Source organism: Streptomyces sp. NBC_00122 (genome assembly GCF_045160845.1).
Classification (GTDB): domain Bacteria; phylum Actinomycetota; class Actinomycetes; order Streptomycetales; family Streptomycetaceae; genus Streptomyces.
In genome coordinates this window covers 5,706,274-5,728,527 of the sequence record NZ_CP108191.1, presented here as the reverse complement: position 1 = coordinate 5,728,527, position 22,254 = coordinate 5,706,274, and the positions used below count along the sequence as shown (strand labels likewise).

Genomic DNA, 22,254 nt, shown 5'->3' with positions numbered 1-22,254 from the left:
CCGCGGACCACCTGCCGGCATGAGTTTGGCTCGTCGATTCACGCTCGAACCCGCCCCAAACTGCATAGATAACCGGACGTAACCGGACATAGGCAGGGGTGGGGCTTGGCTGGGTCTTAATGTCGCGCTTAACCTACGACTCCGTAGGCTACGGAACCGTAGGTAATTCGCTTTGCACCCAGGAGTACCCGTGACGATCACCTCTCCCCACCTCGGCAGCTCGGAGGCGTGGACGGACGCCAAGCTGCTGTTCGCGCTGGAAGAGGTGGTCGAAAAGGAGCTCAACCGCCATCTGAAGGTCACCAAGGACTGGATGCCCCACGAGTACGTCCCGTGGAGCGACGGCCGGAACTTCCCGGGATTCTTCGAGGACGGCGAGGCCTGGGACCCGGCGCAGTCCAAGGTCACCGACATCGGCAAGATCGCGCTGGTCGTGAACCTGCTGACCGAGGACAACCTCCCCAGCTACCACCACGAGATCGCCTCGCTCTTCGGCCGCAACGGCGCCTGGGGCACCTGGGTGCACCGCTGGACGGCCGAGGAGGGCCGCCACGGCATCGTGATGCGCGACTACCTGCTGGCCTCGCGCGCCGTGGACCCGGACAAGCTGGAAGCGTTCCGGATGCAGCACATGTCGGAGGGGTTCGAGTCCGACAACCGCCACTCCATGCTCCACTCGGTGGCGTACGTCGCCTTCCAGGAGCTCGCCACCCGCATCTCGCACCGCAACACCGGCCACCAGTCCGGTGACCCGGTCTGCGACCGGATGCTGGCCCGCATCGCGCAGGACGAGAACCTGCACATGGTCTTCTACCGCAACCTGCTGGGCGCGGCCTTCGAGCTCGCCCCGGACCTGACCATGCAGGCCGTACGGGACGTCGTCGTCAACTTCCGGATGCCCGGACACGGCATGCCCGGCTTCGAGCGGATGGCCGCGCAGATGGCGATCGGCGGGGTCTACAACCTGCGGATCCACCACGACGACGTACTGAGCCCCGTGATCCGCTTCCTGAAGATCATGGACATCGACGGCCTGGGCCCGGAGGGCCACAAGGCCCAGGAGGAGCTCGGCCTCTTCATGAACGGCCTGGACTCCGAGGCCCGCAAGTTCGACGAGCGCCTGGCCGCCCGCGCGGCGCGCCTCGCGGCCCGCAAGGCCTGACCGATTCCCGCTCGCTCGGGCGAGTGATGCCGATTGCCCTGGCAGAGCCGTGCTCTGCCAGGGTTTCGCGTCATGACCTCGCTTCAGGTGGACATCGACCAGCTGACCCGTCTGACCCGTGCGCTGGATTCCTCGCTGGTCTCCCTGCGCGACGCCCGGCGCGCGCTGGACCACGTACGGGCCGACGAGCTCGGCACGGCGGACCTGGACGCGGCCTGTGACGGCTTCCAGAAGAGATGGGCCTTCGGCGCGCGGGAGCTGACCAAGCGCGTCAAGGCCGTACGGGACGGCGTGGACCGCAGCGCCTCGGAGTTCGCGGAGCTGGAGGAGGCCATCCGCGCGGCCTTCCTCCGGGCGGCGGCCACGCATGACTGACCACGCCACCCTCGGCTTCGACCCGGCCCCGGGGGATCCGGCGGCGGTCCTGGCCCTGACCAGGAAACTCTCCGCGTCGGCGGCCTCCCTCGGCGAGGCCTCGCGCGTCGTGAAGGCGCTGGTCTCGCACAGCTCGGACTGGCAGGGCGAGGCCGCCACCGCCTTCCGCGCCTCCCTCTCGCAGGACCTCCCGCGCTACCTGGGCTCCGCCCACACCTCCCTCGCCGAGGCCGCGAAGCGGCTCACGGGTTGGCACGAGACCCTGGTGGCCCACCGTGCCCTGGCGGCCCGGTACGAGGCCCAGGCGGCCTCCGCCAAGTCCCCCGAGGCCCTGGCCGATGCCCGCCGCCTGGCCCGCGAGCTCGCCACCGAGCACGCGACGGAGGCCCGCCGGGTGGCGCAGACGCTGGACACGGCGTCGGACCGCCTGGCCCCGAAGGAACCGGGCCTGCTGTCCTCGATCTGGCACAAGATCGTCGACGACCCGGGCGACGCCTTGTCGAACGCGTCGGCGGTCCTGGGCCTTCTGGGAGCCGGCATCGCTTTGGCCTGCCCGCCGGCAGGTCTGGCCGTGATGCTCGTGGCCGGCGGCCTGTCATTGGCAGCTCTCACGACGCACCTGGCAGACCCGAAGTTCCGGAAGCCTCTGGTGGACGGGGCCACGAGGGGCGAGTTCGACGCGGACTTCTGGAAAAGTTCTGTGACCCTCCTGGGCGACGCGGCAGGCTCCGTCCCTGGCCTCGCGGCGGTTGCCTCGGGCGCAAAGGCCGGCGCGGCGGCAGCCCGCGCGGCAATGGTCGCCGCCCCCGAGGCCAGCGCCCTCTCAAGCCTGGGTGAGGGAGCCACCGCGTTCCGGAGCACGACGTGGTCGACCGCCAACACCTTGCGTGAGGTGGAGAGCCCACTCACCGCGTGGGCGTTGCGAGAGTCGCCGCAGCACGTGAGGGACCGAGTGGGCGTAGCCGTGGCAGGAGCGGGTGCGACAACAGCAGTCCTTGACTACGCCAGTGACAGCGATGCGGTCGAGCACGGATCGACCGCGGCCGACGGCGTGCGGGGCGTCCTGGACGACGCCCCTTCCACAGTGGCGAAATCACGCCAATTCTGGACGGTGGTGAGGCCGTGATGCACGAGACCGCCCTGCCGCCGGTGTGGTTTCGGCTGCCCCCAGGCTTCCACGACATCGGTCCCGAGGACCGGGCGTCCCTGGACGCCGTCGCTCACGCGCTGGGCAGCCCGGATGCCCGGCAGGAACTGGCTCAACTGGTGGACGGCCTCGACGAACTGGCCGGGCTCGGCGTCGTGCACACCGCGATCGGCTTGCATCCGGACGAACCGGTCGGGGTCTGCACGTCGCTCTTCTCTCTGAGCATCCGTCCCACTGACGAGCCCAATCCACGGGTAGCCGCTGCACGAACCGCCCTTGGTATCGCCCGCTCCGCCGCGTGGGCTGCTTCCGCGCGCCGGTTCATCGACCTGCCGTCATCGCTTCCGTGTTATCTCGTCGCGGGGACCATCAACGTGCCGCGCGCGCAGCAGCACGTATTCCAGGCACGGATCGCCACGAGCCACCCAGGAGGCCTGCACGTGCTGGTTCTCGACGTCACCAGCGCGGCAACCCAGCACCATGGCGCGTACACCGAGATCCTCGAAGCGATCGCGCTCACCCTCAGCTTCACCGACCCCGATCCCAGCCCGCCTCCCGCGCCCCGGGCATCGCGCATCCTGGAGGTGCTCCTGTGACGCTCGCACTCACCAAGGTGGCGTGGGACCACGCTCCGACCGCTCTCGGCTACAAGCGTTTGGCCGTCCGCCGCGCGGTCTGGGTGCTGAGCCTCGGCGTTCCTCCCGTGGTCGCCCTCGGCTGCGTCGGCCATGTACCTCATGCCACAACCGGGTTCGCACTGATCACCGTGCTCGTGGCACCCTTCCTGCCCTGGGTCGTGATCACCTACTTTCGGCGACACCGCGTCGCCGACATTCTTCAGGCATATCCATGGCGGCAGCTGCCCTGCCGGTTCCCGCGGAGGGCAACAGGAAGCCCCGCCACCATCGCCATCACATTCGGGGATGACCTCACGGGCACCTTCCGCACCATCCCGTTCCCCGTGGCGGAACTGGAGAACAACCGCCCCGACCGGATCTGGTTCGCCGGGGATCCCCGCTTCGGTGGGGTCGTGTCGCCCGTCGGGGGGCACTACCCCGTGCGGGTCGTACCCCACACGCCGCGTCGTGAGGAGTGCGGCGGTGAGGGGTTCGAGCTCGCCCTGCGGGTGGGGCTGGTGCGGCGCAGCGGCAAGGGTACGCGGACCTGATCAGCTGCGGCGCGAGCGCAGGGCGTGGCGTTCGGACTCGGAGAGGCCGCCCCAGACGCCGAAGCGTTCGTCATTGGCCAGGGCGTACTCCAGGCACGCCGCCCGCCCCTCGCACGCCCCGCACAGCCGCTTCGCGTCGCGCAGCGAAGAGCCGGGCTCGGGGAAGAAGAAGCCCGGGCCCGTCTGGGCGCACAGGGCGAGGTCGTACCAAGCAGTTGCAGTGGTGGTGGTGGTGTTCATCGACATGCCGGTGATACTGGCCGCCGCCGATGGACGTCCGATCAACGGGCGATCAACACCCTGTCATCCGCCCACCGTCGGCACGCTGGCTATGACCGCGAATCGCGCCCCGAAGGGATCCTGCAGCTTGGCGAAACGGCCGACCCCCTCCATCAACTCCGGGGTGAGGCGGACCTTGCCGCCCGACTCCTCCGCCTTCGCCGCCGTCGCATCACAATCGGCCACCTCGAAGTACGGCGTCCAGTAGGGCCGTTCGGCGTCCTCCACCGGATCCGACGAGATCGGGACCAGACCGCCGAAGGAGGCCTGCTCCGTCGTGCCGGCCGGCTTGGCCATCGTGTACGAACCGCCCTCGAACGTCTCGCCGATCTCCCAGCCGAGCACCCCGTGGTAGAACTCGGCCGCCCGGGCCACGTCGCCCGTGTACAGCTCCGTCCAGCACAGGGAGCCCACCTCCGTCACCGCGCCCAGGCCGCTGTTCTTCCTGGGCTGCCACACCCCGAAGCCCACTCCCTCCGGATCGGCGAATATCGCCATCCGGCCGAAGTCCAGGACATCCATCGGCTCGAAGGTCACCGAACCGCCCGCCTTGACCACGGCCGCCGCCGTCGCGTCCGCGTCGGAGGTCTGGAAGTACACCTGCCAGGCGCACGGGCCCTGGTCCGCCGGGACCGTCATGCCGCCCGCGACCGTCTTGCCGCCGAGGTGGAACATCCCGTATCCACCGACCTCCTCGCCACCAGCCTGGAAGTCCCAGCCGAACAGTCCCGCGTAGAACTCCGCTGCGGCGGCGACGTCCGGCGTACCGAGGTCCACCCAGTTCGGGGAGCCGTCCTTGTAGTCCGTGGTGAGCATGGTCCGCACCCCTTCCGCTGTCCCGTCCTGTCCGATCCATGTCCTCTCTCTTCCGAGCATGGCACCCGCCACTGACAGCGGCCCGGCGCCCGCTCCACAGAGTGAACGACCGTCCGTTCGATAAGATGGGGAGATGGCAGACGGACGCGTGGAACGCGGCAACCGGACGCGACGGACGGTTCTCGACCGGACGGTGGGCATCGCCTCCGTGGACGGCCTCGAAGGCCTGTCCCTGGGGAAGATCGCCGCGGACCTCGGCCTGAGCAAGAGCGGCGTGTTCGCTCTCTTCGGCTCCAAGGAGGACCTTCAGCTCGCGACCGTCCGCGCCGCCGTGGACGTGTTCGTCGAGCAGGTCGTCCGGCCCGTGCGCGAGGACCCCGCAGGGCTCGCCAAGGTGTGGCGGGTGTGCGAGCTGTGGCTCGGCTACTCCGGGCGCCGCGTCTTCCCCGGCGGATGCTTCTTCTGCGGAGCCTCCGCGGAGTTCGACGCCCGCCCCGGCCCCGTACGCGACGAGATCGCCAAGGTGCGCTCCGACTGGACGCGTTACGTCGAGCGGGTCCTCGAAGAGGCCCGGCTGGCGGGCGGGCTCCGGGACGGGTTCGACCCCGCGGACGTTCCCCAGCTCGCCTTCGAGGTGATCGCCCTGATGGAGCTGGCCAACGCGCACTCCGTCCTGCACGAGGACCCGGCGGCGTACGAGCGCGCCGGCCGCGGCATCCTCGACCGGCTCCGGGCGGTGGCGGCCGCTCCGGAGGAGCTCCCGGACCGGCCGCCCGTCTTCAACTCCCCTTCCTGACCCGGCCGGGCTGCGCCGCCGGCCGAGGCCGCGACCAGGACGTGCCGGCCGCCCCCACCGTCGCCGCGAACGGTCGCCGTCGCCGCCCAGCGGTGCAGAGAAATTGGCACGATCGTTCGTGTTGTTTTGATCCCTGATCGCGCCCCTGATGACGCGGACCTACGCTTGTCCCACCGCTTTCCTTGATCCTCGTACGACAGGAACAACAGGAGGCATGCCGTGAGGTCGACGTACATACGGCTTCGCCGGGCCTGCGTGGCCACCGCCGCCGCAGGTCTGCTCATCGCCCCGGCCGTCGCTGGCTCCGCCTACGGAGCGCCCGCCCAGGGGTGGTTCGCCCCCGCCGCCGCCTCCCCCACCCCCTCCCCGGACGGCGACACGGAGTTCAAGCAGCTCACTCCGGCCGTCGCGGCCCAGCTGGACGCCGCCATCCTCCAGGTCCTGCGCGAGGCCCATGTGCCGGGCGTCACCGTGGGGCTGTGGGCCCCCGGCAAGGGCAGTTACGTGAGGAACTTCGGGGTCGCGGACAAGGCGACCGGCGCTCCCATGCAGAGCGATTTCCGCATTCGCATCGGCAGTGAGACGAAGACGTTCACCGTGACCGCCCTCCTCCAACTGGTCGACCAGGGCAAGGTCGGCCTGGACGACCCCATCGGCAAGTACATCGCCGGAGTTCCGAACGGGGACCGCATCACCCTGCGCCAACTCGCCGGCATGCGCAGCGGACTGTTCAATTACACCGATGACAACGGCTTCATCAAGGCGTTCGAAGCCAACCCCGACAAGCCCTTCACACCACAGCAGTTGCTCGGCTACTCCTTCGCGCACCCCGTGCAGTTCGCACCGGGCGCGAAGTGGCAGTACTCCAACACCAACCTGATCCTGCTCGGTCTGGTGGTCGAGAAGATCACCGGTCGGCCGCTCCGCGAGGTGATCGGACGGGACGTCCTGCAGCCGGCCGGTCTGCGCCACACGCTCTTCCCGGTCGGGGCCGAGTTCCCCCTGCCGCACGCGCAGGGTTACACCGACCAGTCGGACTCGGGCAAGATCGTGAACGCGACCAACTGGGACCCGACCTGGGCCTGGGCCGCCGGAGCGATGATCTCCGACCTCCAGGACCTGCGCAGTTGGGCACGGACCCTCGCCACCGGCACGCTGCTGACGCCCGCGACCCAGGCCGAGCGGCTGAAGACCACCTCGGTCGGCATTCCCGGCGCCGGTTACGGGCTCGGCATCTTCAACATCCAGGGCTGGATCGGCCACAACGGCTCACTGCCCGGGTACGAGACGCTGACCGTCTATCTGCCGGAGGCCCAGGCGACCATGGTGGTCCTCCTCAACACCGACGTCCCGCACGACGGCCAGGAGCCCAGCACCCTGTTCGGCGAGGCGATCACCAGCATCGTCAGTCCGGACCACGTGTACCCCGGACACAAGCCGACCGCCCCGAATCCCGGCTGACGCGCCCCGCCCGGTTCAGTCCTCTCGCTTCGCCCGGCTCGGCTGGACCCGCTTCGGTTCCCCCGGCATCTTCGGGTAGTCCGGAGGGTAGGGCATGTCCCCCAGGCCGTGCTCGTGCTCGTCGCGGGCGGCGAGTTCGAGTACGGCGTCCAGCGTGAAGGCGTGGTCGTCCATCTCGGCGTGCAGGTCGCCCAGTTCGGCGAAGCGGGCCGGCATGGTCACGATGTCGAAGTCGCGCGGCTCCGCGTCGTCCACCTCCTCCCAGCGCAGCGGCGCCGACACCGGGGCGTGCGGGCGGGGGCGGACGGAGTAGGCGGAGGCGATCGTGCGGTCGCGCGCCGTCTGGTTGTAGTCGACGAAGATCCGCTCGCCGCGCTCCTCCTTCCACCAGGCCGTCGTGACCTTGCCCGGCATGCGGCGCTCCAGTTCCCGGCCGAGGGCGATGGCGCACCTGCGGACCTCGGTGAAGGTCCAGCGCGGCGCGATCGGGACGAAGACGTGCAGGCCGCGGCCGCCCGAGGTCTTCGGCCAGCCCCGCAGTCCCAGCTCCTCCAGCAGGGCGCGCAGCTCGTGCGCGGCGGCCACCGCGTGGTGGTAGTCGGTGCCCGGCTGCGGATCGAGGTCGATGCGCAGCTCGTCGGGCCGGTCGGTGTCCTCGCGCCGTACGGGCCAGGGGTGGAAGGTGAGGCAGCCCAGGTTGGCGGCCCACAGCACGGCGGCCGGCTCGGTCGGGCAGATCTCGTCCGCGCTGCGGCCGCTCGGGAAGGCGATGTGGGCGGTCGGGATCCAGTCGGGAAGGTTCTTCGGCGCCCGCTTCTGCAAGAAGGACTCGCCCCCCACCCCGTCCGGGTACCGCTCCAGCGTCGTCGGCCGGTTGCGCAGGGCCCGCGTGATGCCGTCCGCGACCGCCAGGTAGTACTCGGCCACGTCCCGCTTGGTGAGGCCGCGCTCCGGGAAGTAGACCTTGTCCGGGCTGGACAGGCGCACCGTCCGCCCGCCCGCGTCGAGCTCGATCGCATTACCGGCAGCACCCATGTGCGCCACGGTAGGCGGGCCCGGCCGGACCCGCACACCGGGCGGGGCCGGACGCACCACCGCAGAATCGGAGACATGGATCTGCCGGTGATGCCGCCCGTGAAGCCGATGCTCGCCAAGTCCGTGGCCAGGATCCCGCCGGGCATGCAGTACGAGGCCAAGTGGGACGGCTTCCGCGCCATCGTGCACCGCGACGGCGACGAGATCGAGATCGGCAGCCGCACGGGCAAGTCCCTGACCCGGTACTTTCCCGAACTGGCGGCGGCCCTGAAGGAGAACCTGCCCCCGCGCTGCGTCATGGACGGCGAGATCGTGATCGTTCATGGCGGGCGCCTCGACTTCGACCGGCTGACCGAACGGATCCACCCCGCTGCTTCGCGCGTGAAACTGCTCGCCGAAACGACCCCCGCCAGCTTCGTCGCCTTCGATCTGCTCGCCCTCGGCGACGAGGCGCTCCTCGACACCCCGCTCACCGACCGCCGCCACGCCCTCGCCCGGTCCCTCTCCACCGCCCGGCCCCCCGTTCACCTCGCGCCCGCGACCACCGACCCCGCCCTCGCGCAGGAGTGGTTCGAGCGATTCGAGGGCGCCGGGCTCGACGGGGTCATCGCCAAGCCCCTCGATCTCCCCTACCGGCCCGACGCGCGCCTCATGTACAAGATCAAACACGAGCGTACGGCCGACGTGGTCCTCGCGGGTTTCCGTTTCCACAAGAGCGGTCCGATCATCGGATCGCTGCTGCTCGGCCTCTACGACGGCCACGGCGCCCTCCAGCACGTCGGCGTGTGCGCCGCCTTCCCCATGAAGCGCCGGGCCGAGCTCGTCGAGGAGCTCGAACCGCTGCGCATGCCGGACCCCGGGGGCCACCCGTGGGCCGCCTGGGCCGAGGAGTCCGCCCACGAGAGTGCCCGGCTGCCCGGCGCGACGAGCCGCTGGACCGGGAAGAAGGACCTGTCCTGGGTGCCGCTGCGCCCCGAGCGGGTCATCGAGGTGAAGTACGACCACATGGAGGGCGACCGGTTCCGGCACACGGCCCAGTTCGCCCGCTGGCGGCCCGACCGGGCGCCGGAGAGCTGCACCTACGCCCAGTTGGAGGAAGTGGTCCGCTACGACCTCGCCGAGGTGCTCGGCCCCCCGCCGGCCGACTGACCGGCTGACCGCCCCGCCCCGCCCCCCTCACCCCGAGGTCAGCTTCTCCCACTCCGCCCGGTCCGGCCCCACCGCGTTCGGCGCGTACTCCGGCCGCGCGGCCAGCCAGCGCGCCACCCGCTCCCGGACCGCCGGATCCGCGTACGCCCGCTCCGGCGGCTCGGCCAGGTGCCGGACCCTGGCCCGCGCCCGCATCACCTCCGGATCCTCCAGCGCGCATTCGAACAGCGCGGCCACGTCCCGTGCCGTCCCCGCACGCACGGCCCGGGTCGCGAACCGCTCCCCGATGGCCTCGTCGGCGACGACCTGGAAGTCGAACCACGGCTTCAGGGTGCGCACCGCCCAGGCGTGGTGGCTCTCGGCGAACGCCTCGGATCCCGGGTCCCGGTGCGCCGTACGGGCCACCCTGCGCGCGGCCCACAGCGCCAGCGAGGTGCCCTGTCCGAGCGTGGGGTTGGTGTGCGTGATCGCGTCCCCGACGGGCACCAGCCCGCTCACCACCGGCCCGCGCTCGTCGGCGAGCGCGCTCCACCGGTTGTCCAGGCTCGCGGTGGCCAGTACCTCCGACAGCGGCTCGGCGCCCAGTGCCAGCCAGGCCGCGCCGGGCGGGAAGGAACGGGCGGCGGCCTCGAAGACGGCGGTGTCGCGCAGCGCCGAACGCGTGGTGTCCGCGGTGTGCACGAACAGCGTCACGGCGAAGAGCCGGTTGTCGGCCGGGAAGACCGCGCACCCGGCGAAGGCGCCGCCCGTCACCGCCCAGGGCCGGCGCGGCCCCTCGTCCATGCCCTCGGGCAGCCGGTACCAGCGGCAGAAGTACGCGAGACCCGTGCGGTGCCGTTCCACGACCGGCGGGCGGCACCCCGCCGCGGTCAGCCAGCGCTCGACGCCTCCGCGCCGGCCGCCCGCGTCCACGACGAGGTCCCCCTCGTAACTCCCGGCCTCCGTGGTCACGCCCGTCACCCGGACCCCGGGCTCCGTGAGCAGCCCGGTGACCGGCTCCCCGTACCGCGCGACGACGCCCGGTTCGGCGCGCAGGGCGGTGGCCAGCGCGCTCTCCAGGACGATGCGCCGGGCCTGGAGCATGACGAGGTCCTCGTCGCCGGGTCGCGCGGGCGGCCGTACGTCGAACCAGTCCAACTCGTGCCGCTCGCGGGCGCCGAGCCGGAGCATCTCCTGGTGGACGTCGGGCAGTTCGTCCCGCAGGACGCCCCGCGCCGCGCCCAGCAGGGCATGCGGCTGCGTCGCCTGCGGTACGGTCGGCCGCCGCCAGCCGAAGAAATCGCGATCGAGCGCGGTACCCGGGGCCCGCGTGTCGCGCTCGAACAGCTCCGCCGTGTGTCCTTGCCGCGCCGCGAGCAGGGCGGTGGCCGCCCCTCCGACACCTCCGCCGATGACCAGTACGTGTGCCATTGCGCCCCCCTGAGCCGCTGAACGGTACGACGATCAGACCGCCCAGAGCCTGCGCGGACGGAACCTGGCCGAAACCCGTACGGGTGTCGGAAGTCCGGCGGTTCGGGGCCGCTCACCGCCGGTTCAGCACCACGCCACCGCCACCCGCGGTCACCCGGTCACCCGTCACGCGCTCACCGGCTCACGCGCTCACTCACTCCACTCACTCACCCACGCGGTACGCCTCGACCGCCCGCCGGGTCTCCTCCTCGATCAGGTCGGCGTTGATGGCGACGGCCGCGCGGACCCCGTACGCGGCCGCGCCCGCCACCTGCTCCGTCGGAGCGGTGACATTGCCCGCCGCCCAGACGCCCGGGAGGGCGGTGGCACCGGTCGCCGGGTCGGAGTCGACGCAGGTGCCGATGGGGTGGCCGTCCCGTTCCAGGGTGGTCACGGGCAGGCCCAGTCCGGTCAGGACGCCGGAGCGGGCGGTGAACCGGGGCGCCACCACGAGCGCCCGGCACCGCCGCTCGCCTCCGCCGGCCAGGGTCACCCCGGCCAGCCGGTCCTCGTCGACGACGAGGCCGGTCACCTCGCCTTCGACCACCTCGACGCCCCGGGCGGCCAGCACCTCCCGGTCCTCGGCGGTGAGCGGCCAGGTGTGCGACAGCAGGGTGGTCCGCGCACTCCAGTGCCGCCACAGCCCGGCCTGGTGCACGGCGAGGGGGCCGTCGGCCAGCACCGCGACCGGCTGGTCCCGGACCTCCCAGCCGTGGCAGTACGGGCAGTGCAGCACGTCCCGCCCCCAGCGCGCCCGGAGCCCCGGGACGGCGGGGAGCTCGTCCACCAGCCCGGTGGCGACCAGCAGCCGACGTGCCCGGACGGTCGAGCCGTCCCCGCAGCGGACCAGCAGACCCCCTTCGCGCAGCCGGTCCGCGGCGACGACCGTGCCCGGCCGGATCTCCCCGCCGTAGCCGGTCACCTCCGCGCGCCCCCCGGCCAGGAGTCCGGCCGGGCTCGCTCCGTCGTGGCCGAGGTATCCGTGCATGCGCGCGGCGGGTGCGTTGCGCGGGCTGCCGGAGTCGATCACCAGCACCGAGCGGCGGGCCCGGGCCAGGGTCAGCGCCCCGGCGAGCCCGGCCGCCCCACCGCCCACGACCACCACGTCGAACGAGTTGTCCTTTGCGTTGTCCATGCCTGCGAGGGTCCGCCCGCCGGCCCCGCTTGACAAATGCTCTTGCCGAAGCGGCAAATGGGGTCATGGCCATCGAAGAGCAGGACGAGGAACTCGCGGGCGTGCTGACGGCCGTGGGCCCGCGCCTGCGCGCCCTGCGCCAGCAGCGCGGCACCACGCTGGCCCAGCTCAGCGAGGCCACCGGAATCTCGCTCTCCACCCTCTCCCGGCTCGAATCCGGGCAGCGCAGGCCGACCCTGGAACTGCTGCTCCCACTGGCCAGGGCGCACCGGGTGGCGCTCGACGAACTGGTCGGCGCACCGGAGACCGGGGACCCCCGGGTCCGCCCGCGCCCCTTCGTCCGGCACGGCCACACCTACGTGCCGCTGACCCGCGATTTCGGCGGGGTGCGCGCCTTCAAGCAGATCATCCCGCCCGTCGAGGGCACACCGCCGCTGCCGGAGCTCCGGGTCCACGAGGGCTACGAGTGGCTGTACGTGCTGTCCGGGCGCGTCCGTCTGCTGCTGGGCGAGCACGACCTCGTCCTCGGCCCCGGGGAGGCCGCCGAGTTCGACACGCGCACCCCGCACGCCTTCTTCAACCCGGGCCCGCGGGCGGCGGAGTTCCTCAGCCTCTTCGGCCCCCAGGGCGAGCGGATCCACATCCGCGCCAGACCCACCACCTCATCGGAAGGACGTACATGAGCACCACCGGCGAACGCCCCGAACGGGCCGTCCCGCAGCCGAACGCCGTCGTCGGCGTCGGCCTGGTCGTGGTCGGCCCGGACGGCCGGGTCCTGCTCGGCCAGGCGCACGACGGCCGCTGGGAGCTGCCCGGCGGCAAGGTCGACCCCGGGGAGGGCTTCGAGCAGGCTGCCGCCCGGGAGCTCGCCGAGGAGACGGACCTGCGGGCGGAACCCGAGGCGATCCGGGTGCTCTCCGTCCAGATCGACGCGAAGTCCGGCATGACCCGGCTGACGGCCGCCGCGGTGACCACGACGGCCGTCGGAGTCCCCGCCGTCACCGAGCCCCACAAGATCGCCCGCTGGGAGTGGTTCGCCCCGGCCGAGATCCCCGCGGACCTCTACCCCCCGTCGGCGGCCGTCCTGCGCACGTGGCGCCCGGACCTCACGTCGCTGCCGCACGTGCCCTCGTACGACTACCCGACCGCGACCGGCGGCGCCCTCTAGAAGCGGCGCCCTGTAAAGCCGGGGGCCTGTGGAAGCGACGGCGTCCCGCCGTCCGCCACGGAGACCTGGCACGGCATCCGAACGCCCCTACACCACCGCCTTCGGCGCGAAGTTGCCCTCGCGCAGGTCCTCCGCCAGCAGCCGCTTCGCGATCGCGTCGGCCGCCACCCGCAGTTCGGCGCTCCTCGGCCGCCCGCGGTCCTTCTCCAGCTCGTTGCCGAGCCACTGCGCCCATGCCGCCGAGATGACACCGGCCTCCCGCTGCCCGGCCGGGGTGAGCGTGAAGTAGCCGTTCGCACTGCCGAGGAACCCCTCGTCCACCATCCGGTCGAAGACGGGGAGCAGCACCTCGGGCGGCACGGAGCGGCGGCCGGCGATCAGGCCCAGGCCTGCGTGGCCCACCGTCCGGGTCATCATGTCCACCTGCATCACCGCCCACGCGCCACCGATGTCCAGCCGGGTGTCGGAGTTCTCGACGATCGCGCGCGCCGTCTTCGGCCCCATGTTCCGTACGAGTTTGCCGACCGCCAGCTCCAGCAGTTTGGCCGAATCCCCGGAGGCCGTGGCCGGGGAGCCGAAACCGTCGCCCATGTCCGTGGACCCGGCGCGGGCGGTGTCGCGCAGCGGCACCTGCTTGAGGAAGAGCGCCACGACGAAGCCGACCACCGCCACCGGCACGGTCCACAGGAACACCGTGTGCAGGGCCTCCGCGTACGCGTCGATCACGGGGCCCGCGGCCACCGGGCCGAGGCCGTGGACACCGCCCGGGCTCGACGCGGCCTCGGCGAGGCGCGCCGGGTCCTCTCCGGTGAGCCGCGCCGCCTGCACGACGGCCGCCTTCAGTTCGGGCCCCAGGGTGTTCGCGTAGATCGTCCCGAAGACCGCCGTCCCGAAGGCGCTGCCGAGCGTACGGAAGAAGGTGACCCCGGAGGTGGCCGTGCCGAGGTCCGCGTAGTCGACGGTGTTCTGCACGGCGATCGTCAGCACCTGCATGGACAGGCCGATGCCCGTACCGAGCACGAACATGTACAGCGACTCCAGCCAGGCGCTGGTCCCCGGCTCCATCCGCGACAACAGATACAGGCCGACGCCCATGACGGCGTTGCCCACGATCGGGAAGATCCGGTACTTGCCGGTCTTGCTGGTGACGTTGCCGCTGAAGACGGAGGCGAGCAGCAGCCCGAAGACCATGGGCAGGGTCCGGACGCCCGAGACGGTGGCCGAATCCCCGTCGACGTACTGCAGGTAGGTCGGCAGGAACGTCAACGCGCCGAGCATCGCGAACCCGACGACGAAGCTCAGCACGGAGCACACCGAGAAGACCGGATTGCGGAAGAGCCGCATCGGCAGCATCGGCTGCGCGGCCCGTGTCTCGGCCACGCAGAACAGGGCCAGTGCGAGCGCACCGCCCGCGAACAGGCCGATGATCACGGGCGAGGTCCACGCGTACTCGTTCCCGCCCCAGCTGGTGGCCAGGATCAGCGCGCTCGCGCCGATCGCGACGAGGGTGATGCCCAGGTAGTCGATGACCGGCTTGCCCGAGGCCCGCACCGCCGGGATCGTCCGGGCGGCCGCGACGACGACGAGGATGGCGATCGGAACGTTGACGTAGAAGCACCACCGCCAGCTCAGCTGGTCGGTGAAGAACCCGCCGAGCAGCGGGCCGATCACGGTGGCGACGCCGAAGACGGCGCCGATCATGCCCTGGTACTTACCGCGTTCGCGCAGGGGCACCACATCGGCGATCAACGCCATGGCGGTGACCATCAGGCCGCCGGCCCCGACGCCCTGGACGCCGCGCCACACGATCAGGAACGTCATGTTGCTCGACAGGCCGCACAGGAAGGAGCCGCTGATGAAGACGATGGCGGAGATCTGGAAGATCAGTTTTCGGCCGAAGAGGTCACCGAACTTGCCCACCAGCACCGTCGCCACGGTCTCCGCGAGCAGGTAGGAGGTCACCACCCACGACATGTGGTCCCCGCCGCCCAGATCCGCCACGATCGTGGGCAGGGCGGTACCCACGATCGTCTGGTCGAGCGCCGCGAGCAGCACGCCGAGCATGATCGTGCCGAAGATGATGTTCCGCCGCCGCCGGTCGAGCACGGGTGGCGCGGCGGCGACGACGGGGGCAGTGGTCACCTTCGCACTGTCACAGCGCCCCCGCCCCACCGCATGCGGCGCTGAGCCGTACGGGGCAACCGCGCACCGGAAGTCAGCGCAGGTAGGCCAGCCCCGGGTGCTCCGCCGCGTACCCGTCGAGCAGCCGCCGCGCCACCCCCACCGAGTCCACCAGCGGATGCAGGGCGAAGGCCTTCACCGCGGTCGCCCGCGAGCCGCTCGCGGCGGCCGCCAGGATCTCCCGCTCGACGGCCTTGACCGCCGTCACCAGTCCCACCGCGTGCAGCGGCAGCGGGGCGACGCCCACCGGGTGGGCGCCGTTCGCGTCGACCAGGCAGGGCACCTCGATGACCGCGCCGGCGTCGAGGACCGACAGCGTGGGACCGTTGCGGACGTTGAGGATCAGCGTGGCCCGCTCGTCCCGGGCGATGGCCCGCATCAGCGCGAGCGCCACCTGTTCGTAGCCGCCCGACTCCAGGTCGCTCTCGTCACGCTCCCCGACGCCCGCCGCCTCACGGTTCTCGGCCATGTACGTGGCCTCCCGCTCGGCCCGGGTCCGGTCCCAGGCGGCCAGCGCCGCCCCGGCCGGCTGCCCGGGGCGGCCGGCCTCGGCGTAGAACCCGCGCTGTTGGTCGCGCAGGAAGGCCCCGCGCGTCTGCTCGGCCTCCTGGTAGGCCCGTACGGTGTCACGGTTGAAGTAGTAGTAGTGCAGGTACTCGTTCGGGATCGCGCCGAGCGAGCGCAGCCACTCGGCCCCGAAGAGGCGCCCCTCCTCGAAGGACTCCAGCGCCTCGGTGTCGGCCAGCAGCCGGGGCAGTTCGTCGCGGCCGCCGACGCGCAGCCCGCGCACCCAGCCCAGGTGGTTGAGGCCGACGTAGTCGATCCACGCCTCCTGCGGCCTGGCCCCCAGCAGCCGGGCGATGCGCCGGCCGAGCCCCACGGGCGAGTCGCAGATGCCGATCACCCGCTCGCCGAGCTCCTCGGCCATCGCCTCCGTGACCAGCCCGGCCGGGTTGGTGAAGTTGATGACCCATGCCTCGGGGGCGCTGCGGGCGATCCTGCGCGCGAGCTCACGGGCCACCGGCACGGTCCGCAGGCCGTACGCGATCCCGCCCGCGCCCACCGTCTCCTGGCCGAGCACACCTTCGGCCAGGGCGATCCGCTCGTCGGCAGCCCGTCCTTCCAGACCGCCGACACGGATGGCGGAGAAGACGAAATCGGCGCCGCGCAGGGCCTCGTCGAGGTCCCCGGTGGCCGTGACGGCCGGGGCGTCCGGTACTCCGGCGGCAGCCGCCTGGTCCGCGAGCACCCGGGCCATAGCGGCGAGCCGCCCGGTGTCCTCGTCGTACAGCGTCACGTGGGTGACCCGGCCCTCGGCATGGTCCGCGAGCAGTGCTCCGTAGACCAGCGGTACCCGGAAACCGCCCCCGCCGAGGATCGTCAGCCGCACGCCCCTACCGCCCTTCGTCCGTGGAGTCAGGGAACCAGTCTCCCCCGGCCGCTCACTCCCCCAGCGGCGGCACGGCACGCAGTCTGGCGGCGCCCTGCTGCCGGCCGGGCCCGGTGCCCGGGACGGGACCCGCGGGCGCGCCCTGCGGGGCGGAGAGGATCAGGGTGATCCGGGTCAGCCCCATCGCGTCGAGCATCCGGCTGGTCTCGGCCACCATCCGGCAGCGCACCAGCCCCCTGCGCGGGTCGGGGTGGCGTACGGTCCGTACCGCCCCGTCCTGTTCGGCGGCCTCGGCTCCGCGCATGCTCAGCCAGTGCGGGACCCCGTACCGGTAGGCCGCTTCCATGAACGGGTCGCGGGCCACCTCCTGGCGGATGCTGCGCAGTCCCTCGTCCTCCGGGGCCGCGGCGAGCGCGGTGGCGAACTGGGCCAGCAGCGGTACGCACCAGGCCGGTTCGTGGTCCTCCAGCACGGCCGCGGCGTCCGGGTGGAACAGCACGAAGCGCAGGAAGTTGTCGTCCGGCAGTGCCGTCGGGTGCGGCCTGACGGACTGGAAGAGCTGGTCGAAGGCCGAGTTGGTGAGCGCGACGTCCCAGCGGTGGTCCACCAGGAAGCTCGGGTAGGGAACGGATTCCATGAGGGCCGCGTAGTCGCACAGGTAGTCGCGCTGGGCGGGGTCCTGCGGCAGCCGGTTCTCCTCGGCGGCCCGCCACGTGGGCGGCGGGTCGCGGTCGACCATGACGCGGAACAGCCAGAAGCACTGCCGCTCGCTCATTTCCAACGCCTGGGCGAGGGCGAGCAGTTTGCGGTCCGTCCACTCCTTGACGAGGCCGCGTTCCCAGTTTCCGTACGCACGCACGCTGATGCGCAGCCGGGCGGCGACATCCTCCTGGCTCAGCCCCAGCTCCTCGCGACGCTGGCGCAAAATCTCCTTGCGTCGCTCCGACCGCACGGCGCCGCGTGCGGACTCATCGCCCGCCAGGCGCTCCTCACCGGCTCGGGCGAGGCCATCGGACGGGCCCACCGCTGCGAGATGTGGCACCGAGAGCTCCCCCTCCTCACGGTCTGGATCTTCATTTCCGTGTGGCGATCCTGCTACCGACTTCATTCGAGTGTCAACTATTGTGGCAATTCCAGCCTCTTGACAGCTCATTCCCGCCACAGCTGTGGCACGTTCTAGCCCTTCTCGGCCGGAACGGCTAGATTCCAGAAGCCGACCATGTGCCCGGGCTCTGCCCGAACCGACTTCGCGCGATCTAGGAGAACCACTGGTGACAGACGGCTTCCCGGCTCCCGTCGCGGTGGCCCACGCACCCCTGGCCGCCACCGTCACGCGTGTCGCCGAACTCGCGGGCAAAATGGGCCGCGACCTGAACCAGGTCTTCGACCTGCGACGCCTCTCCGAGGCCTCCGGCGTACCCACGGACGTGGTCAGGATCCTGCTCGACGGCAGACCCGCCGGCGAGCCCGATCTGCAGACCCGCTTCCTCCAGCGCCTCGACCTGCTCCGGCGCACACGGGTCAAACCCAACGGCCGCCGCTACACGCAGCAGGAGATCGCGGACGGCGCGGGGATGTCCCGGCAGCAGGCAGGCGCCCTGATCAACGGCGACCGCCGCCCCACCATGGAGCATTGTGACGCGATCCAGCGCTTCTTCGGGGTGCACGCAGGGTTCCTCACCGCCCACGACGCCGACGCCCTCACCGACGCGCTCCAGCGGACCGAGCAGCAGCTGCTCCAGGATTTCGCGGGCCGGGCGCGGGAAACCGTACCGGCCGCGGCCGCTTCGGCCGGGGATCCGCTGGCAAGACTCCTGCAGAACCACGGCGTCCGGGGCATCGCCTGGCGGGCCGCCCAACTGCCCAGCGACAAGCACCGGGACAAGGTGACCGAATGGCTGGACATGCTTCTCGAGAGCGTGAAACCGAATGAATCCTGACCCAGTCGAAAGTCTGGGTCTGATCCTTGAATCCTGATCCGGATCCACGCCGACGGGGAGAACGGTGAGCATAGGCAGAGAGCAGCGGCGGTTGTGCGGGGAGCTGGTGGCCGGGATCCGGCTGACCGCCCCCGTGGAGCCCGTGGACCTCTACGCCGCCCTCTGCGAGGGCATGAGCAGGCACCGGGGCCGGCGGGTGGACTTCCGGATGGCCTCGTTCCCGCCGGGGACGGCCAGCGGCCTGTGGCTCGACATGGCGGACCGCGATCTCGTGGTCATCGAGGAGCGCACCGCGCCCGACCACCAACTGGTGATCCTGGGCCACGAGTTGTGGCACATGAAAGCCGGTCACTGCAGCCACCACGTCGACGGCGCCGCGGTCGCCGCCCGGCTGCTGTCCGATGAGGCCGACATCGGCGAGACGGTGCGCCGGGTCGCCGCGCGCACACGTGCCGACGTACGGGAGGAGACCGAGGCCGAGACCTTCGGCTTACTGCTGGGCAGCCGCTGCCGGACCTGGCTCGCCGGGTCGGCGAGCCACCGCGCCCCGGCACAGCGCGACCATTTGGCGGGCCGGATCGAGGCCGCGCTGGGCTACCGGGGGCACAGGAACGATCGTTGAACGGCCAGGACTACTACATACCGGCAGCGGCGATGGCGGTCTCACTCGCCTTCAAGCTGCCGGCCCTGCGCAACAACTGGCGGGATCCACTGCTCCGCTCGGTCTGCGCGCTGCTGATGCTGGCCGGAGCCGTCTTCGCCTTCGCCGCCCCGCCCACCATCGCGGATGTCAACCGATGGACCGGGGTGCCGAACATCTCGGCACCGCTGGTGTACTGCCTGATCACCGCGTTCAGCGCCTCCTGCCTGGTCCTGGTGGTCAACTGGCGGGGTGGCCCGCCGGAGGAGACCCGCCGCGTCTCGCAGCGCTGGATCCTCGGCTACAGCGTCGTGGTCGTGGCCCTGATCGTGCTCTTCGCCCTGGGTGACGCCCCCGTCGAGCGGCTTCGCGACCTGGACACCTACTACGCGAACACGCCGTACATCCGCGAGATGATCGCCCTCTACCTCGTGGCGCACAACGTGGCCGCGGTGGTGATGGTGGCCATGTGCTGGCGCTGGTCGCTCCAGGTGCGCGGCTGGCTGCGGGTCGGCCTGATGATCATCGTCGCGGGCTACATGTTCAACCTCAGCTACGACGCCACCAAGATGTCCGCCGTCGTCGCCCGCTGGACCGGCCACGACCTGGACTTCCTCAGTACGCTCGTCGCCCCGCCGCTGGCCTCCGTGGGAGCGCTGATCAGCGCGATCGGCTTCGTCCTCCCCCTCGTCTGCCAGCGGCTGTCGGACAACTGGGAGACCTGGACGACCTACCGGAAGCTCGGCTCGCTCTGGCAGGAGGTGCAGATCGCCGCGCCCCCCGGCACCCCGTCCGTGCAGATGGCCTGGTGGTCCGCCGCCGAACTGCGCGTGATCCAGCGCGAGTCGGACATCCACGACGGATTCCTGCACCTCGGCCCGTACTTCGACCGGAGCCTGCGCGACGGCGCCTACGAGCGCGCCGTCGCGGACGGGGCCGACGAGCCCGGCGCCCGCGCGGTCGCCGACGCCGCCATGGTCGCGGCCGCCGTGCGGGCGCGCTCGGCGGACCCCGAGGGCAAGGTCATCGGCGAGGGCGAGGAGACCGTGCTCGACACCGCCGACGGACCGCGCGACCTGCTGCGGATCTCCCACGCCCTGCGGCATTCGCCGGTGGTGCGGGCGGTCCGGGAGCGGGCCGCGCTGTCCGGATCCGGGCCGGTGTCCGGGGCCGCGTCCGGGTCCGGGTCCGCGTCCGGGGCCGCGTCCGGGTCCGCGTAGTCCTAGCGGGCCGCGGCCACCGACGTCGTCGGGAAGAGGTCCTGGAAGGGCCCCGCGGAGTCGTTGCCGTTCCGCCCGAAGGGCGCGTCGAAGCTCCAGACCATGAACAGCAGGAACACGATCAGCGCGCTGAACAGCCCGGCCAGCAGCAGCTCCCGCCCGGAACGGCGGATCTGCAGGGTGAAGATCAGTCCGACCGTGACCACCCCGCCCACGAGCAGCCCGAACCACACCACGCTGGGCAGGGTGGATTCGGAACTCTGCGTCCGCGAGTGGCGGGCGTCGTCGGCGGTGGCGATGTGGTCCAGCAGCGGCTGGTAGGCCTGCGCCTGCAGCTCGTTCGCCGGGCTCTGGTGGGTGACGTCGCTGCGCAGCTTGCCGAGCAGCTGGGCGCCCCCGGCCGACGCGCCTTCCCCGGAGGTCAGCAGCGGCCAGTCCACCGCGACCGTGTGCGAGACGTACGCGTTCACCTCGCCACGGATCCGGTCACGGACGGCGGCGGGGTAGACGTCGGCGCGCTGCGTGACCTCGTACAGCGCCTGGGCCTCCCGGCGCACGCTGTCCTCGGCGGCACCGCGCGCCTCCCAGACGCCGGCGATGGCCAGGCCCAGCACGATCGCGTAGACCACGCCCACCATCATCGTCATGTACTCGATGACGTCGGGGGTTTCGCTGGTGTCCTCGTCATCGGCGACCCGGCGGTGCCGGATCGCGGTGATGGCGAGGACGACGGCGCAGACGAGCGCCATGGCAATGGCCAGGACCAGCCATTCGGACACGAGGATTCTCCCCTTGTGGATCGTCGGGTGGATCAGTGGGCGGTTCAGCGGGTGGTTCAGCGGGTGGTTCAGCAGGGGTTGTGCGGCGGCGGTCAGCCGCGGCTCTTGGAGCGCGGACGAAGGGCGGCGGCGGCGAGTACGGCCGGGGTGGTGACCACGACCATGAGCATCACGGTGGACATCCCGCCCGGACGGCGCCGCTCCAGGGCCACCGAGCGGTACGGGCGCACGTGGAAGGCGCTAGCGGGCGCGGCGGCGGCCCTGAGCCGGGGCGGGGCGGGTGCGTCCGCCGGATCCGGACCGGTCACGGGCCCGGCAGCCAGCGCGGGCTCCGGCGGCTCCGTCCCCCCGGCCCCGGCCTCCGCGGCGGGTCCCGCCGGGCTCGGGGGCTCCAGCCGCTCCGGCGGCCGCGCCCGCTCCGGCGGGTCGGCGGCGGACGGGACGCCGCCCGGGCCTGCGGCCGGGGCGGCGACGGGCGGCTCGGGGGGCCGCCCCGGGTGGTGCACGGTGGGCCGGTCGGCCCCGGGCACGCCCGGCCGTACCGAGGGCGGCCGGAACACGGGCCGGCCCGGCTGCCCTCCGGGCACGCACACGTCGACCCGGGCACCGCGGCCGTCGCCGTCACCCGCGACCGCCACGTGACCGTGCAGCGGGCAGAGCGCCGCCACCAGACCCGCCCCGGCGAGGTACTGCCATGCGGTCACCGCGTGTCCTCCCGATTCCGCAGCACATATGAGGGTTACGGCTGAAGAAACGATCAGGGCCCTGCTTCGATACGCGGCAGACAGGTCAAGATCCAAGACCGAGGGGCGACTTCAAGCCATCGGCCGCCCGGGCCGCCGCGCGGGCCGCGACCGAGCGGGGCGCCGCGCACCACCGGGTCCGCACCGGCGCTCCGGCGCGTCACTACGCGCATACGACAATCGGAGCGGAGGATGAGCCCGTGGACACGCACGTCATCAAC

General features: G+C 71.9%; 23 protein-coding genes. 13 read left to right on the top strand and 10 right to left on the bottom strand.

The annotated features are described in order from the left end of the window. The first annotated feature begins 190 nt into the window (after positions 1-190). The 5 genes from OG737_RS26455 to OG737_RS26435 all read left to right on the top strand — a co-directional run bounded on the left by OG737_RS26455 (position 191) and on the right by OG737_RS26435 (position 3,852). Positions 191-1,162, top strand: coding sequence for an acyl-ACP desaturase (locus OG737_RS26455; protein WP_328928693.1), 972 nt, complete (start codon positions 191-193; stop codon positions 1,160-1,162). A 72-nt stretch (positions 1,163-1,234) separates the two neighbouring features. Beyond that, positions 1,235-1,537, top strand: a complete 303-nt coding sequence (locus tag OG737_RS26450; RefSeq protein WP_328928692.1) for a hypothetical protein — start codon at positions 1,235-1,237, stop codon at positions 1,535-1,537. Next, entirely contained in the window at positions 1,530-2,663 is a 1,134-nt protein-coding gene (locus tag OG737_RS26445) for a hypothetical protein (protein WP_328928691.1), read from the top strand. The genes OG737_RS26450 and OG737_RS26445 overlap by 8 nt, the downstream gene beginning before the upstream one ends. Next, positions 2,663-3,280, top strand: coding sequence for a hypothetical protein (locus OG737_RS26440; protein ID WP_328928690.1), 618 nt, complete (start codon positions 2,663-2,665; stop codon positions 3,278-3,280). The genes OG737_RS26445 and OG737_RS26440 overlap by 1 nt, the downstream gene beginning before the upstream one ends. Further along, positions 3,277-3,852 carry a hypothetical protein gene (locus OG737_RS26435; protein WP_328928689.1) on the top strand — a complete coding sequence of 192 codons (576 nt, stop codon included), beginning with the start codon at positions 3,277-3,279 and terminating at the stop codon, positions 3,850-3,852. The genes OG737_RS26440 and OG737_RS26435 overlap by 4 nt, the downstream gene beginning before the upstream one ends. On the opposite strand, the gene OG737_RS26430 is transcribed toward OG737_RS26435, so the two are convergent. Both OG737_RS26430 and OG737_RS26425 read right to left on the bottom strand, forming a co-directional pair. Beyond that, positions 3,853-4,098, bottom strand: coding sequence for a WhiB family transcriptional regulator (locus tag OG737_RS26430; protein ID WP_328928688.1), 246 nt, complete (start codon positions 4,096-4,098; stop codon positions 3,853-3,855). A gap of 57 nt (positions 4,099-4,155) precedes the next feature. After that, entirely contained in the window at positions 4,156-4,947 is a 792-nt protein-coding gene (locus tag OG737_RS26425) for a VOC family protein (RefSeq protein ID WP_328928687.1), read from the bottom strand. A 133-nt stretch (positions 4,948-5,080) separates the two neighbouring features. Between OG737_RS26425 and OG737_RS26420 the strand changes: the two genes are divergently transcribed. Both OG737_RS26420 and OG737_RS26415 read left to right on the top strand, forming a co-directional pair. After that, on the top strand, positions 5,081-5,743 hold the full coding sequence (locus OG737_RS26420) for a TetR/AcrR family transcriptional regulator (protein WP_328928686.1): 663 nt from the start codon (positions 5,081-5,083) through the stop codon (positions 5,741-5,743). A 219-nt stretch (positions 5,744-5,962) separates the two neighbouring features. Beyond that, complete coding sequence (locus OG737_RS26415) at positions 5,963-7,204, top strand: serine hydrolase domain-containing protein (RefSeq protein WP_328928685.1); 1,242 nt, start codon at positions 5,963-5,965, stop codon at positions 7,202-7,204. A gap of 15 nt (positions 7,205-7,219) precedes the next feature. Here the strand turns inward: OG737_RS26415 and ligD are convergent, their stop codons facing one another. After that, on the bottom strand, positions 7,220-8,239 hold the full coding sequence (gene ligD, locus OG737_RS26410; protein ID WP_405922067.1) for a non-homologous end-joining DNA ligase: 1,020 nt from the start codon (positions 8,237-8,239) through the stop codon (positions 7,220-7,222). A gap of 75 nt (positions 8,240-8,314) precedes the next feature. Here ligD and OG737_RS26405 point away from each other — a divergent pair, with 75 nt between their 5' ends. Next, positions 8,315-9,388 (top strand): ATP-dependent DNA ligase, encoded by a 1,074-nt coding sequence (locus tag OG737_RS26405; protein ID WP_405922066.1) that lies wholly within the window; start codon positions 8,315-8,317, stop codon positions 9,386-9,388. Between the two features lie 27 nt (positions 9,389-9,415). Here OG737_RS26405 and OG737_RS26400 read toward each other — a convergent pair whose 3' ends face one another. Together OG737_RS26400 and OG737_RS26395 are read right to left on the bottom strand one after the other, a co-directional pair. Further along, entirely contained in the window at positions 9,416-10,798 is a 1,383-nt protein-coding gene (locus tag OG737_RS26400; protein WP_405922065.1) for an NAD(P)/FAD-dependent oxidoreductase, read from the bottom strand. 202 nt (positions 10,799-11,000) lie between these two features. After that, on the bottom strand, positions 11,001-11,972 hold the full coding sequence (locus OG737_RS26395) for an NAD(P)/FAD-dependent oxidoreductase (protein WP_405922064.1): 972 nt from the start codon (positions 11,970-11,972) through the stop codon (positions 11,001-11,003). 65 nt (positions 11,973-12,037) lie between these two features. Here OG737_RS26395 and OG737_RS26390 point away from each other — a divergent pair, with 65 nt between their 5' ends. Then, complete coding sequence (locus tag OG737_RS26390) at positions 12,038-12,655, top strand: XRE family transcriptional regulator (RefSeq protein WP_328928680.1); 618 nt, start codon at positions 12,038-12,040, stop codon at positions 12,653-12,655. After that, positions 12,652-13,140 (top strand): NUDIX hydrolase, encoded by a 489-nt coding sequence (locus OG737_RS26385; protein WP_328928679.1) that lies wholly within the window; start codon positions 12,652-12,654, stop codon positions 13,138-13,140. The genes OG737_RS26390 and OG737_RS26385 overlap by 4 nt, the downstream gene beginning before the upstream one ends. 87 nt (positions 13,141-13,227) lie before the next feature. On the opposite strand, the gene OG737_RS26380 is transcribed toward OG737_RS26385, so the two are convergent. From OG737_RS26380 to OG737_RS26370, 3 genes are all read right to left on the bottom strand, one after another. Continuing rightward, positions 13,228-15,282: an MDR family MFS transporter gene (locus tag OG737_RS26380; RefSeq protein WP_328928678.1), complete on the bottom strand. Its 2,055-nt coding sequence runs from the start codon at positions 15,280-15,282 to the stop codon at positions 13,228-13,230. 73 nt (positions 15,283-15,355) lie between these two features. Beyond that, positions 15,356-16,711, bottom strand: coding sequence for a 6-phospho-beta-glucosidase (locus OG737_RS26375; RefSeq protein ID WP_328928677.1), 1,356 nt, complete (start codon positions 16,709-16,711; stop codon positions 15,356-15,358). A 52-nt stretch (positions 16,712-16,763) separates the two neighbouring features. Continuing rightward, entirely contained in the window at positions 16,764-17,636 is an 873-nt protein-coding gene (locus tag OG737_RS26370; protein WP_328928676.1) for a helix-turn-helix domain-containing protein, read from the bottom strand. A 346-nt stretch (positions 17,637-17,982) separates the two neighbouring features. Between OG737_RS26370 and OG737_RS26365 the strand changes: the two genes are divergently transcribed. From OG737_RS26365 to OG737_RS26355, 3 genes are all read left to right on the top strand, one after another. Next, positions 17,983-18,651: a helix-turn-helix transcriptional regulator gene (locus OG737_RS26365; protein WP_328928675.1), complete on the top strand. Its 669-nt coding sequence runs from the start codon at positions 17,983-17,985 to the stop codon at positions 18,649-18,651. 64 nt (positions 18,652-18,715) lie between these two features. After that, on the top strand, positions 18,716-19,273 hold the full coding sequence (locus OG737_RS26360; protein ID WP_328928674.1) for a toxin-antitoxin system, toxin component: 558 nt from the start codon (positions 18,716-18,718) through the stop codon (positions 19,271-19,273). Beyond that, complete coding sequence (locus OG737_RS26355; RefSeq protein ID WP_405922063.1) at positions 19,270-20,511, top strand: MAB_1171c family putative transporter; 1,242 nt, start codon at positions 19,270-19,272, stop codon at positions 20,509-20,511. The genes OG737_RS26360 and OG737_RS26355 overlap by 4 nt, the downstream gene beginning before the upstream one ends. Positions 20,512-20,513: 2 nt before the next feature. Here OG737_RS26355 and OG737_RS26350 read toward each other — a convergent pair whose 3' ends face one another. Continuing rightward, positions 20,514-21,290: a hypothetical protein gene (locus tag OG737_RS26350; protein WP_328928672.1), complete on the bottom strand. Its 777-nt coding sequence runs from the start codon at positions 21,288-21,290 to the stop codon at positions 20,514-20,516. A 92-nt stretch (positions 21,291-21,382) separates the two neighbouring features. Beyond that, positions 21,383-21,994 (bottom strand): hypothetical protein, encoded by a 612-nt coding sequence (locus OG737_RS26345; protein WP_328928671.1) that lies wholly within the window; start codon positions 21,992-21,994, stop codon positions 21,383-21,385. Between the last annotated feature and the right edge of the window lie 260 nt (positions 21,995-22,254).